The sequence below is a fragment of the Sulfurimonas sp. genome, assembly GCF_023228785.1.
In the GTDB taxonomy this organism is placed as follows: Bacteria; Campylobacterota; Campylobacteria; order Campylobacterales; family Sulfurimonadaceae; genus Sulfurimonas.
Map to the genome: position 1 here is coordinate 18,356 of NZ_JALOAN010000004.1, position 14,190 is coordinate 32,545.

Below are 14,190 nucleotides of genomic sequence, written 5' to 3' on the forward strand. Positions count from 1 at the left end.
AGTGAAATCTCTACTCTTTGATTTAAAAATTAAATAAGGAGTGATAAAGTTGAGTATTTTAGATCAACGAAAACTTATAGAATCCATACATCCTTTTGGACTACTAAGTAGAACTACGCTTGATAATCTCATGCAAAAGATCGATATAGCCTACTATCCTAAAGACACACTACTCATCTCTAAAAACCTCCCATCCATCGCTTTTTACATCATTATTAAGGGTTCAGTTACAGAATCTAAAGATGATGAAATACAAAATGTTTATTCTCATGGAGATACTTTTGATGCTGATGCACTTATATATGGAAAGTGTGAAGGAAGATTTGTAGTAGATGAAGATCTCATCTGTTATGAGATTAAAAAAGATGACTTTTTGGAACTTATGCAGAACAAAAAAGTACAAAATTATTTTCTTCAAGATTTTGTAACAAGACATCAACAACTTAAAAACTATGATATGCAGAGTGATTTCTCTGGATTTTTAATGGCAAGAGTATCAGATATGTTTTTACATAAGGCTTGTGTAGTAGATCCTAGTGAAAGTATCTTTAGTGCTTTGGGTAAGCAAGAAAAACTAAAAGCACATGTAATCATTGTAAAAGATGCTAATGAGTACTCAATAGTTACTGATACAGACTTAAGAAAACATGTGCTCTTAGGTGGAGCAGATGTAAAAGATGAGATCTCAAAGATTGCTACAAAGGGACTTATTAGCATCGATTATGCAGATTTTTTATTTAATGCTCTTTTAATTATGACTCAAAATGAGATTAAGAGAATAGTTGTGATGAAAAATAAGGAAGTATTTGGAGTACTAGAACAACTAGATCTTCTTAGTTACTTCGCAAACCATTCGCATCTTGTAGCAGTTCAGATAGATAAAGCTTTAAATATCGATGATTTAAAAATCTTACAAGCAGATATGAAAAATATCATCATTACACTTCGTGCTAAGGGTGTAAAGGTAAGATATATCACAAAACTAATCTCAACTCTTAACATCAAAGTCTATAAAAAAGTCTTTGATATGTGTGTAGATGCTGAGTTACAAAAAGACTGTGCTTTGATTGTTATGGGAAGCGAAGGAAGAGAAGAGCAGACTTTAAAATCTGACCAAGACAATGCTCTTATCATCAGAAATGGTGTGGATGTGAAATTGTACGAAGAACCTATGATGAAATTAAACTCACATCTACTAGAACTAGGGTTTCCAAAATGTCCTGGAAATATCATGGTAAGTAATGAGTTTTGGAGAAGAGATGAGAGTGGATATAAAAAGTTAATAGCTGGATGGACACAGAGTATGAGTGAAGCTGATGTTCAAAATCTTAGTATCTTTTTAGATTCAAAGTGTGTTGCAGGAGATGAAAATCTTTTAAGCTCTCTCATCACTCATCTACATCAACATTTTCATCAAAGAGATGATGTTTTGGCTCATATAGCAAAGGCAGTTTTAAACTTTGAGACTCCCCTCTCTGTGTTTTCTGGGTTTGTTTTAGAAAAAGAGCAACAAAATAGGCTTGACTTAAAAAAAGGCGGACTTTTTGCACTCGTTCATGGAATCAGAACTCTATGCTTAGAGTATGAGATAACTCAAACAAACACAATAGAGAGAATAAAAGAACTCAATAACAAAGGCATCATAGATAAAGTTTTTGCAACAGAGCTAATAGAGAGTTTTGACACACTAAGTGCGATTCGCTTAAAAGCTACGCTAGAGGCTAAATCTTTAGATGAGAGTAACTATATAAATCCACAGTCACTAGAAAAGATCCAGCGAGATCTACTAAAAGATAGTTTTAAAATCATAAACAAGTTTAAAAAGTTTATGAGTTTTCACTTTCACTTAAATATGGTTTCATAATGCTATTTTCTTTTATAGACAAGATCAAAACAAAGGCAAATCGCTCAAGACTTAAAGAAAAAAAGTATGAGTTTTTGTTTGAAGAAGACTTAAGTGGAGAGTATATTGTTTTTGATACAGAGACAACAGGATTAAACCCCAAAAAAGACGATATTGTCTCCATTGGAGCTGTTAAGATAAAAGATAATAAAATACTAACTTCACAAACTTTTGAAGTTTTTATAAAAAACTCTTGTGAAATGAGTTCAAAAAGTATAGAAATTCATCGTATAAGACCGATTGATTTGCAAAATGCCAAGACTACGGAGTGCGCTATTCGTGAGTTTTTAGACTTTATAGGCTCTAGACCACTTGTTGGTTACTACTTAGAGTTTGATGTTAGCATGATAAACAAGTATATTAAACCAATGTTAGGTATTACACTTCCTAACAAAAAGATAGAAGTCTCTGAAATATACTTCGATCAGACAATTTCTTTGATACCTCAAGGAAATATTGATTTGAGATTCGATACAATTTTAAAAAATTGTGGCGTACCAGATATGGGTGCACATAACGCTGTCAATGATGCCATCATGACAGCTATGATATTTTTAAAATTGAAGAAAGCTTAGCGTAGTCAAAGGGACATAGTTGCTTTGGCGTACTTAAATAAATAAAAAGGAAAAAGAATGATAGAAAAAAAGCAAGTATTTAAACCAAACAAAGAGTTTGCAAAATCGGCAAATATTAAAAATATGTGTGAATATTATGATCTCCAAGAGAGAGCTATGGAAGATTATGAGGGTTTTTGGAGTAACTATGCTAAAGAGAAGATCGACTGGATCGAGCCATTTGACACTGTACTAGATGAAAGCAAAGCTCCTTTTGTTAAGTGGTTTGATGGTGGAAAGTTAAATGTTGCTCACCAGTGTATAGATCGTCATTTAGATACTCGTAAAAATAAAGCTGCTATTGTTTTTGAAGGTGATCGTGGGGATATTCAAACTATTACTTACCTAGATTTATATAAGCATGTAAACAGATTTGCGAACCTATTAAAAGAGGATTTTGGTGTAAAAAAAGGTGACCGTGTAATTATCTATATGCCAATGATTCCAGAAGCTGCTTATGCGATGCTTGCGTGTGCTAGAATCGGTGCTATACACTCTATAGTTTTTGGTGGTTTCTCTTCAGAAGCTCTTCGTGATAGAATCGAAGACGCAGAAGCTAAGGTAGTTATAACAGCAGATGGTGCTTATAGAAAAGAGCGTCCTTATATGTTAAAACCAGTTGTTGATGAAGCTCTTGAAGGTAAAACTCCAGTTAAAAAAGTTTTAGTTGTTGAGAGAAATAATGAAGATGTGACTTGGGTGGCTGGACGTGACTACTCATACAATGAGCTTATAAAAGATAAGTCATCAGTTTGTGCGGCTGAAGTTATGAACTCTGAAGATCCACTATTTTTACTATATACATCAGGCTCAACTGGAAAACCAAAAGGTGTTCAACACAACTCTGCTGGGTACATTCTTTGGGCACAGATGACTATGGAATGGGTTTTTGATGTAAAAGAAAACGACACTTACTGGTGTACTGCTGATATTGGTTGGATTACAGGGCACACATATATAGTTTATGGACCACTTGCGATGGGTGCTACTACTGTAATGTTCGAGGGTGTTATCACTTACCCTGATGCAGGGCGACCTTGGGGAATGGTTGAAAACCATAGAGTAAATCAGTTTTACACAGCTCCTACTGCAATTCGTGTACTTCATAAGATGGGAGAAAATGAGCCTGCTAAGTATGATTTAAGCTCTTTAAAGGTTTTAGGAACAGTTGGTGAACCAATTGATCCACCAGCGTGGAAATGGTACCATGAAGAAGTTGGCGGAGGTAAATGTTCTATAGTTGATACTTACTGGCAAACTGAAACGGGGGGACATATGGTCTCTCCACTTCCAGGGGCTACTCCTATAAAAGCAGGATGTGCAACTCTAGCACTCCCTGGTATTATGGCGGAAATACTTGATCCTTTAACTGGAGAAAAAACAGATATAGGCGAGACAGGATATCTCTGTATAACTCGCCCTTGGCCAGCACAAATTCGTAATGTTTGGGGTGATGAAGAGAGATACATCAAGTCTTACTATGGCGATGTAAAAAAAGATGGCAAAGCTGTTTATTTTACAGGTGATGGTGCTATGTATGATGAAGATGGCTACATTACAATTACAGGACGAACTGATGATGTTATAAATGTAAGTGGACATAGAATGGGAACAGCTGAAGTTGAAGCTGCTATCAAAAAACATCCAAATGTCGCTGAAGTTGCAGTTGTTGGAAAACCACATCCACTAAAAGGTGAAGGGATCTTTGCTTACATCGTTTTAAAACAAGATGAAGGTATGGCTAATGAGATTGATGAAGTTAAAACTATAAACAATATCATTAAAAAAGAGATTGGTAATATCGCTCTTTGTGATGATATGGTTTTTGTTTCAGGACTACCTAAAACTCGTTCAGGAAAGATTATGAGAAGAATCTTACGTATTATTGCTAAAGGTGAGATTGTCACTCAAGATATCTCAACTCTAGAAGATCCAAGTATAGTAGCCGTGATAGCTAGTAAAGTTCAAAGTTGTTCTTTATAAAACAATCAAACTCTCGGGAGCTTCCCCGAGATATTTTCTTAAAAAATTATTAATCTATATAAGTAATTAGTTTTATTATAGTCTTTTAATAGTCGTTAAGAATATTAACACTATAATTATTAATAATAAAAATAAGGATTACAATGAATATGTCCATTCAAATGAGATTACAAGTTCTTATATTTGCTGCTATGATTTTTATATCTCTTGCGTTAGCTTTGCAGTTTGTTCATGAGATAAATATATCAACAGAGCAAAATATAAAAAATTACACACAAGAGGCATACGCTACTAAAAAAGATGAACTAGAGGAATTTACATCAATAGCTGTAAAAACACTAAACTCTTTTTATAAAAAAACAGAGATTCAAAATATAAAAAAAGAAGTATCTGATGGACTAAGTAGACAGATGCAACTGCTGTTTTTTGTGATTGAAAATGAGTATGAAAAAAATAAAAACAGACTCTCTAAAAATGAGCTTGAGAAACATATAAAAAATATCATCTCTACTACAAGATTTGCAAATGAGGGTTACTTTTGGATAAATGATCTTGATGCTGTGATAATTGACCATCCAATGGATCCAAGTTTAAATGGTAAAGATCTATCAAATCTAAGTGATACAAATGGAGCAAAACTCTTTAGCGAGTTTGCTAGTGTTGCAAAGAGTGAAGGAAGTGGATTTGTAAGTTATATGTGGCCAAAACCAAACTCTACAATTCCAGAAGAAAAAATATCTTTTGTAAAACTCTTTAAGCCATTTGATTGGGTGATTGGCACAGGGGAATACACATCAGATAGAATTGAATTTATAAAAAAAGATGCCCTAAATATCATCTCGCAAATGAGATATGCTGAGGATGGCTACTTTTGGATAAATGATCTTGATGCTGTGATAATTGACCATCCAATGGATCCAAGCTTAAATGGTAAAGATCTATCAAATCTAAGTGATGCAAATGGAGTAAAACTCTTTAGTGAGTTTGCAGAAGTTGCAAAGAGAGATGGAAGTGGTTTTGTGAACTATGTTTGGCCAAAACCAAACTCAAAAATAGCAGAAGAAAAAGTATCTTTTGTAGAACTTTTTAAGCCATGGGGCTGGGTAATTGGAACTGGCGCTTACAAGAAGGATCTCGAGGATGCTATAGCACCTAAGATAAAAAAGATAAAAGATGATGCTAAAGAGAACGTAACATCGATCATTACAAGTGTCGTGATATCCGCGATTGTTATACTTATAGTCTTTATGATAATTGTCTATCTATTGATTAAAAATGGCATTACAAATCATATAATTAAGTTAGAAGAGGTGATGTGTGAGATATCTAAGAACAAAGATTTAACTATAAAAATAGATACAAACACTCCAAAAGAGATATCTCAAATAGGTTTAGCATTTAATAGCCTAATGACATCTTTAAACTCTTTGATATACCAAGCAAGAAGTTCAGCTATAGAAAATGCATCAGTATCACAAGAGCTCTCTACAACTTCTCATGTAGTTAGCCAAAATGTACTCATCTCAGTAGATATCATCAAAGATACTACAAAAAGTACAGCAGATATGATAGCAGAAATCCTTATGTCCGTAGAGGATTCAAAATCTAGCAAGGATGATATACTTAAAGCTAGTAATATGCTAAATGATGCCAGAGATGAGATCGTAGCACTAACTGATAAAGTTAAAAAAAGTGCAGTATCAGAGGTTGAGTTAGCACAAAAAATAGAAGCACTCTCTCAAGATAGTGAGCAGGTTAAAAATGTACTTAGTGTTATCTCTGATATTGCAGATCAGACAAATCTACTTGCACTAAACGCTGCCATAGAAGCAGCACGAGCAGGAGAACACGGAAGAGGATTTGCAGTAGTAGCAGACGAAGTCCGTAAACTCGCAGAGAGGACTCAACACTCTTTAGCAGAGATAAACGCTACTATAAACTTAATTGTCCAAGCAACAAACTCAGCAAGCCAAAGTATGAACTTAAACTCAAAAGAGATGGAAGATCTAGCAGAAGTCTCTTCTGAAGTTGAAGAAAAAATCAATACAACAACGGATATAGTAAACAAAGCTACATTAGCTAGTGATAAGAGTGTTGAAGACTTCCTAAAAGCTTCAAAACATATGGAACTTATATCTAGCAAGATTGATGAGATAAACACTATCTCTATCTCAAATGGTGAGAGTGTGCATGAGATTACAGATGCAGTTAAACATCTTACAAATATGACACACAAACTGACTCATCATTTAGAGCAGTTTAAGACTTAGGATTTGATATACTTTCACAAATACAATATAAAGAGTTTAGATGCAGTTATGTGTAGCACTTGATTTACCTACAAAAGAAGAGAACCTAGAACTCGCTAGTAAGATAAAAGAGTATGATGTTTGGCTAAAAGTAGGACTTCGTACTTATATAAGAGATGGAGAAGATTTTTTAATAGAGATCAAAAAGATAAATCCTAATTTCAAAATATTTCTAGATCTAAAGCTCTATGACATTCCAAATACAATGGCAGATGCAGCAGAGTCCATAATATGCTTAGGCGTGGATATGTTCAATGTTCACGCTTCATCTGGTGTAAGAGCCATGAGTGAAGTTATGAGAAGACTTAGTAAGTATGAGACAAGACCAATTGTCTTAGCCGTAACGGCTCTTACTTCTTTTAGTGAGGATGAGTTTGTAGCAGTTTATGAAAAAGATATAGCATCTAAGGCTAACCAGTTTGCAAAAGATGCAATGAATAGTGGGCTTGATGGAGTGGTTTGTTCAGCTTATGAGAGTGCTTCTATAAAGAGTATTACAAAAAATGAATTTATGACTCTAACTCCTGGAATCCGTCCCTTTGGTGAAGATGCAGGAGATCAAAAAAGAGTAGCAGATACTGCATATGCAAAGAGTGCTAAGGTTGACTTTATAGTAGTTGGTCGCCCTATATACCAAGCTTCTGATCCTGCAGAAGTTGTAAAAAAGATCCTAGAGTTACTCTAAGACTCTTTTTTCACTCTCAAATGCAGTTCTTCAAACTTTGGTGAGTGAGTCTCTATCTTGATGAGTTTGTTATCTTTTAGTCTATAAACTCCACTCTCATTTATAAAAGTGTCTGCTTTTAAATCTTTTCTTACATCAAGTCTTAAAACTCTAAAACTTAAATTATCAAGTATTAAAGGTGCTTTGCCATTTTTATCAAAATAGCTCAAAACCATATGATAGCTCCTTAAGTGTTTCTCAAAAACAGTAGTAAAAAAAAGCTTTTCTTTATCAAACCCAAGTTTTATAAGGGTGAAGTATTTTATAATGACATAGTCCTCACAATCGCCAAAACCAATCATAAGAAACTCTTTTGGCGAGGCCCAGTAATCTACTTTATTTTGCACAATATCGTCATACTGGGGGAGTAATTGGTTTAGGTAGAAATTTACTTTTAAGAGTTGATTTTCTTTTGAGAGTGCTTTGTATGAAGATATGGTTTTTTGATAGTCAAGGACTCTATTTTTAGCAATAACTCCATAATCTTTTTTTATATGAAAAAACTCATTTTTTGTAAAGTAGGGATAAGAAGTAGCCATAAGAGAGATACTAAATATAGGTAAAATCAAGAACCTGATAGTCTACTCCTTTTTTAGAAAATATTATACTTAAAACCTTTAGCATTTAAGCTTACTATTATTAAGGTATGACTATAATTGCACTCTTCAACGGATAGATGGGTGAGCGGCTGAAACCACATCCCTGCTAAGGATGCGTATGGGTAACTGTACCGAGGGTTCGAATCCCTCTCTGTCCACCACTTGAAGACTTATTTAAACTTCATTAAACTCTTTTAAAAACAACAACTAAAACTACTTATAAATAATACTTTTCCAACTAAAATTGGCGTCATAATTTGCTATAATCGTAACTATTTGAATGACAAAGGTTTCGATGTGAAAAAAAATTGGCTTCTTGGGTTGGGATTGATCGTTGTTTTGGGATCTGCTACATGGTTTAGTATGCAAAAAAGTGAAGTCGAGGAAAAACAAGAAGTTATTGTTAAAGAAAAAGTTTACGCTGAGATCTTTAATGTGCTTCCTGTAGGAAAAGATGTCTCAAACAAACAAGAGATAGTCATAACTTTTGATAAAGAAGTTGTCCCTCTTGGAGCTATGCAAAGAGAATCTATTGACATAGAAATTACGCCAGAAGTAGCTTGTAAATGGCGTTGGCTCAATCGCTCATCACTCGCTTGTACATTGGAACGACAAGACAAGCTAAAACTAGCAACAAACTACAACATAAGAGTTTCTAAAAACTTCTCAAAGCAAGACAACATTGAACTAAGTTCTGCATATAAAACTTCTTTTAGTACAAAAACTCCAGAGATCTACAGTGCTTATACTATTCTTTGGCAAGCGCCAACAAAACCATATATAGAACTATTTTTTTCCATGCCAGTTACAAAAGAGTCAGTTTTACAGGCTTTTAAAATTACAAGCCAAGATCTCCAAGAAAGTTTTGATATAGATCTAATAGAAAAAATAGTAACTCAAGAAAAAACTAGCACGAATGTTGAGTACAAAGTAGATAGCTCAGATCCAAAAACTGCAAAAAGAAACTGGATAATTAGCCCTAAAAGTACTTTGCCAATGAGTGCTGAGTTAAACTTAGAACTTATTGGATCTCTTTATAGTGATGAGGGAACACTGCCAAGTATGCAAAAGTATAAGTACACTTTTCACACCTTAGGAGAGTTCGAGTTTTTAGGAGTGACTTGTCAAACAGCTAGTGGTTACAAGCTCCTAAGTGTAAACAGTACAGAACTTTTTATGGATAAAAACAAGTGTGATCCAGTAGAGCCTATTTCACTTGCTTTTTCTTCTGCGGTCTCAAAAAAAAGTGTTGCTGAGTTTGTAGAGTTTAACCCAAAACTAAACTATTTAGCAAAGAGTTACAACCCTTGGGAAGGCGAAATGGACGATGCTTACTTTGGTTTTCATCATCATAAAAATAAAACATATAGCGTAAGACTTCCTGCTTTAATTAAAGCAGATGCAAAACATACAATTGATGCTAAAAAGATGAAAGATATTTTTGGGAGAGAGTTAAAAGGCAAATTTGAGATCTCGTTTATGACAGACAACAGAAAACCAAACCTTACTCTTGGATATAGAAACATTGTTTTAGAAAAAGGAGTAGATAGTCACGCGGCTGTTTATGCTACAAATGTTGAAAATATAAAGTTTGACTTTATTCGTTTTGACCTTAGTAGCACAGCAGATAAAAAAAGCTCATCTACTCAAAGTATAGAAACTATGGATATTAAAAACATCTCTTATAAGACTAAGATGGGGATAAGAAAAGCACTAAATGACAAGTCGGGAGTGCTTTATGGAAGTGTTGGATCTGACTCTGTTAAACACTCAGCAGGTAGTGTGTTGGCTCAAGTTACACCTTTTCAAGTCCATACTAAGTTTGGACATTTTAACACTCTTGTGTGGGTTAGTTCGTTTGCAGATGCAAAACCTGTAGAGAATGCAAAAGTTACACTCTACTATGGATCTAAGGAAAAACTTAACAACATTACAAAGTCCGCAGAAGAAAAACTTACTGACAAAGATGGTCGTGCACTTTTAGATGGTCGTGCAAGCTTAGAAGCAAAAGTTAAACAAGACTATACAAAACAGTTTTTTGTGCACATACAAAAAGGCGAAGATGAAGCACTTTTGCCGTTAAACTATAACTATAGAATATATAACTCTGACATTTATGGTTACGAACTAGAGTTAGGTCAACATGCCAAATTTTGGGGAACTACACCACAAGGAGTTTACAAACTTGGCGATAGTGTCTCTTACAAGATCTACCATAGAGATCAAAACAACACAAGGCTAATTCAAGCTATAGAGCAAGAGAAGTTTAATGTACGAGTATATGATCCCCTAAACGCACTTGTGTACCAAAGTTTGGACAACTCTTTAAATACATTTGGAACTATGCAAGACTCTTTTGTTATTGGTAAAAAAGGAGTAAGCGGGGAGTACCGTTTTGAGGTTGAGAACAAAAGAACTGGTCATAAATGGTACCCAATGGAGATCTTAGTTAGTGACTTTACACCTGCGCCATTTCGTGTGTCTACTCAGTTAGACAAGAGCATATATACTCCAAACCAAGAGGTGCAAATATCTACTTACGCGACAATGTTTTCAGGAGGTGCTTATGCACACGCACCACTTCACATAAATGCTTATATAGAAGAAGAACCTTTTATAACTAATGATCCACTCTTTAAAGATTTTTACTTCTCAAACCCACTATACAATTCAAAAACTCTTTTAGATGTAAGAGAAGATCTAGACGCAAAAGGTGAACGCAGTTATGTTTTTAAACTCGATAATGTAGAGATCCCTTATGGTTCAATGGTAGTTGAAGCTTCTGTAGAAGATGACAGAGGTAAGTTTGTCTCAGCTTATGCAAAAGCCAACTATGCACAAAAAAGCAGGTTTGTAGGACTTAAAAATACAAAGTGGGTATATGAGAAGTCCAAACCAAGTGCTGTGCAAGTTGTGGTACTAAACAAAGAGAAAAAGCCAATAAAAGATGTTCAAGTCGATGTTGTCGTGGAGTACAAAGAGTATAGATCTGCTAGAGTTAAAGGATCTGGAAACGCTTTTGTAACTCAAAACTCATCGGAGTGGATCAAAGATGCAGAGTGTAGTGTAGTCTCAGATCTCACGCCAAAAGAGTGTTCGTTTGTACCTAAAAACACTGGAACATACCGTTTTAGTGCAACTATAAAAGGTACAAAAGAGAAGCCAACAGAGATCTATGGTTGGGTTAGTGGTGAGGGAAATAGTGTTTGGAACCAAAGTAACGATGCAACTTTAGAAATAGTACCACAAAGCAATAGTTACAAAATAGGCGAGAGAGCAAAATACTTAGTAAAAAACCCATTTGAAACAACAGAAGCCCTTATAACAATAGAACGCTACGGTGTTTTAGACTCGTGGGTAGAGACTTTTAACACATCGACTCCTATAGTAGAGTTTGAAGTAAAAGAGGACTACCTTCCAGGGTTTTACTTAAGTGTAGTCGCACTCTCTCCAAGAGTTGCAAAACCTATAGGAGATGGCGTTGTAGATCTTGGCAAACCAAGTTACAAAATGGGTTATGTTGAGACTGTGGTAAAAGATGCTAAAAAAGAGTTAGAAGTAAATATTAAAACGGACAAAGAGCTTTATAAACCGCGAGATAAAGTGACTCTTAGTATAGATGTAAAAAACAGATTGAATTCTAAAGAACAAGATTATGAACTAGCTATTGCAGTTGTAGATGCGTCAGTTTTAGCACTAAATAGACAAGGCAATAAATATTATGACATTTATAATGGACTAAACGAACTCAACTCTTTAGATGTGCAAAACTTTAGTCTTATTAGCCGTCTTATAGGTCGTCAAAACTTTGAGAAAAAGGGTGCTAACCAAGGCGGAGATGGCGGATCTGATGGACTCGGACTTGAGAGCTTTAGAGATGATTTTAAATATATTGCTTACTGGAATCCATCGCTTGAGGTAAAGAGTGACTCAAGTGCAAAAGTAGAGTTTACGCTTGCTGATAATTTAACCGAGTACAAAGTCATAGTGTTAGGTATTTCTAAAGGCGACAGTATGGGTAATGGAGTGAGTAGTTTTAAAGTTAACAAAGAGATCCAGCTTCATCCAATTATGCCAAACCAGATCCTCGAAGGTGATAGTTTTGAAGCTGGATTTAGTGTACTTAACCGAACAAGCAAAAAGCAAAAACTAAAGTTGTCCATAGAAGCAAAAGGTGCAGCTGTGGCAAAGAAAAATATAGAGCTAGATCTAGAAGCATTTACAAGAGAAAAAGTCTATTTACCACTACAAGCTAAAGAAGATGGGAACATTACATTTTTCGTACATACAAAAGGTGAAAAACATAGCGATGCACTTGAACATACTTTGGTGGTTAATAAAAAGAACTCTCTACTAACTATGGCAAACTTTGGATCTACAACTAAAGATGAGGTAAAAGAAACTATAAAAGTACCAAAAGACATAGAAGCAAATGTTGGAACTATTGGGCTAACTCTTTCAAATACAGTTTTGGGAAATATAGATGGTGCATTTGAGTATTTGAAAAACTACCCTTATTTGTGTTGGGAACAGAGGCTCTCAAAAGGTCTTGGTGCATCTAATTACCTCTCGTTAAAAGAGTATTTAGATGACTCGCTTTTATGGCAAGGTGCAGATGAAAATATAAAAGAGATGTTAAAAGATGCTCCAAACTACCAAGCTCCAAATGGTGGTATGGCTTTTTGGGTAGGTGCAAATGAGTATGTAAACCCTTACATTTCAGCTTATACAGCTTTAGGTTTTTCATGGCTTAAAGAGAGTGGATATGAGGTAGATTTTGTAGTTAAAAACAAGCTCGATGAGTATTTGAAGTCTCTTTTGTCTCAAGCAGATCTTCCTTTGGGTTATAACAAAGGAATGAGTGCGACAATTTCTGGAGTTGCTCTTCATGCTCTTTCGCGAGAGAGTAAAATTAAAGCTCACGATATACAGAGGTACTTTAAACACTACAAACTTATGTCTCTTTTTGGAAAAGCACAATACTTTCAAGCAATGCTTTACACACCAGATCTAAGGCTTGAGATCAAAGAAGAACTACTAGATTCTATTTTAGCAGCAGCTACTCAAAGTGCAGCAAAGTTTGAATTTAGTGAGACTTTAGAAGATGAGTATGTTTACTTACTACAAAGTCCAATGCGAACAAACTGTTCAATACTCTCAGCACTACTTCAAGCTAAAAGAGTGGGTGGTTATGAGAAAAAAATAGGCGATATTCCTCCAAAGCTTATGCGAACTATTACACAGCAAAGAGGTGCAAGTAAGCATTGGGAAAATACACAAGACAACCTTTTTTGTATGCAGGCTATTAAAGAGTATACAGAGTTATATGAGAGCGAAAATAGATCTATGAGTTTAGATGTAAGGCTAGATGCTAAAGAGCTTGCAAAGGTGGAATTTAACTCCAAAAAAGATACTCAAAAGCGTATAGAGTACAATATAAAAGAGCAAGATCTAGGGAGTGAAAAAGTACTCGCTCTAAAAAAAGAGGGAAGTGGTCGTCTCTACTATACATCTAGCATCTCTTATGCTCCAAAAATTTCCTCAGCACAAGAGATTAATGCAGGTTTTGAGATCCACCGTGAATATGCAATAAAAGATAAAGGTATATGGAAGCTCTTAACTCCTCCTTTTAAGATCAAAAGAGGCGACATTGTACGAGTAGATCTATATATAAGTAACGCTTCTACTAAGCACTTTGTAGTTTTAAGTGATCCTTTAGCTGGTGGGTTTGAGTCTGTAAACACAAACTTAGCAACCGCGTCTAGTAGCGATGCCAATCTTGGTAGTGCAAAAATGGCAAAAGGTTCTCGATGGTATAACTTAGCACAGTGGAGTGAGTATGGTTGGTACTCTAATGGTTTTTACCATAAAGAGCTAAGAGAAGCTAGTGCAGAGTTTTATGCCGATTATTTGAGTGCTGGAAATTACCATTTGAGTTATACAGCTCAAGCAATAGCAGCGGGGGAATTTTATGCAATGCCTTCGCATATTGAGCAGATGTATGATCCAGATGTTTTTGGGAAGTCTTTGCCAGCTCTGTTTATAATTGAGTAAGTAA

The 14,190-nt window shown here is 35.0% G+C and carries 7 protein-coding genes and 1 tRNA gene; 7 read left to right on the plus strand and 1 reads right to left on the minus strand.

All coding sequences use genetic code 11. The annotated features are described in order from the left end of the window. Positions 1–40: 40 nt before the first annotated feature. The 5 genes from M0Q24_RS01650 to pyrF all read left to right on the plus strand — a co-directional run bounded on the left by M0Q24_RS01650 (position 41) and on the right by pyrF (position 7,494). Positions 41–1,864 (plus strand): putative nucleotidyltransferase substrate binding domain-containing protein, encoded by a 1,824-nt coding sequence (locus M0Q24_RS01650; RefSeq protein WP_295046314.1) that lies wholly within the window; start codon positions 41–43, stop codon positions 1,862–1,864. After that, positions 1,864–2,478 (plus strand): 3'-5' exonuclease, encoded by a 615-nt coding sequence (locus M0Q24_RS01655; RefSeq protein WP_295046317.1) that lies wholly within the window; start codon positions 1,864–1,866, stop codon positions 2,476–2,478. The genes M0Q24_RS01650 and M0Q24_RS01655 overlap by 1 nt, the downstream gene beginning before the upstream one ends. A gap of 57 nt (positions 2,479–2,535) precedes the next feature. Continuing rightward, a complete protein-coding gene (gene acs / locus M0Q24_RS01660; RefSeq protein ID WP_295046320.1) occupies positions 2,536–4,500 on the plus strand; it encodes an acetate--CoA ligase in 1,965 nt (654 codons plus the stop codon). 143 nt (positions 4,501–4,643) lie between these two features. Beyond that, positions 4,644–6,770, plus strand: a complete 2,127-nt coding sequence (locus M0Q24_RS01665) for a methyl-accepting chemotaxis protein (RefSeq protein WP_295046323.1) — start codon at positions 4,644–4,646, stop codon at positions 6,768–6,770. Positions 6,771–6,810: 40 nt separating this feature from the next. After that, positions 6,811–7,494 carry an orotidine-5'-phosphate decarboxylase gene (gene pyrF / locus M0Q24_RS01670; protein ID WP_295046326.1) on the plus strand — a complete coding sequence of 228 codons (684 nt, stop codon included), beginning with the start codon at positions 6,811–6,813 and terminating at the stop codon, positions 7,492–7,494. On the opposite strand, the gene M0Q24_RS01675 is transcribed toward pyrF, so the two are convergent. Then, on the minus strand, positions 7,491–8,072 hold the full coding sequence (locus M0Q24_RS01675; protein WP_295046329.1) for a transglutaminase-like cysteine peptidase: 582 nt from the start codon (positions 8,070–8,072) through the stop codon (positions 7,491–7,493). The genes pyrF and M0Q24_RS01675 overlap by 4 nt on opposite strands. 131 nt (positions 8,073–8,203) lie before the next feature. On the opposite strand from M0Q24_RS01675, the gene M0Q24_RS01680 reads away from it, so the two are divergent. Then, positions 8,204–8,293 (plus strand) — tRNA-Ser (locus tag M0Q24_RS01680). Positions 8,294–8,429: 136 nt separating this feature from the next. Further along, entirely contained in the window at positions 8,430–14,186 is a 5,757-nt protein-coding gene (locus tag M0Q24_RS01685) for an alpha-2-macroglobulin family protein (protein WP_295046331.1), read from the plus strand. Positions 14,187–14,190 lie beyond the last annotated feature (4 nt).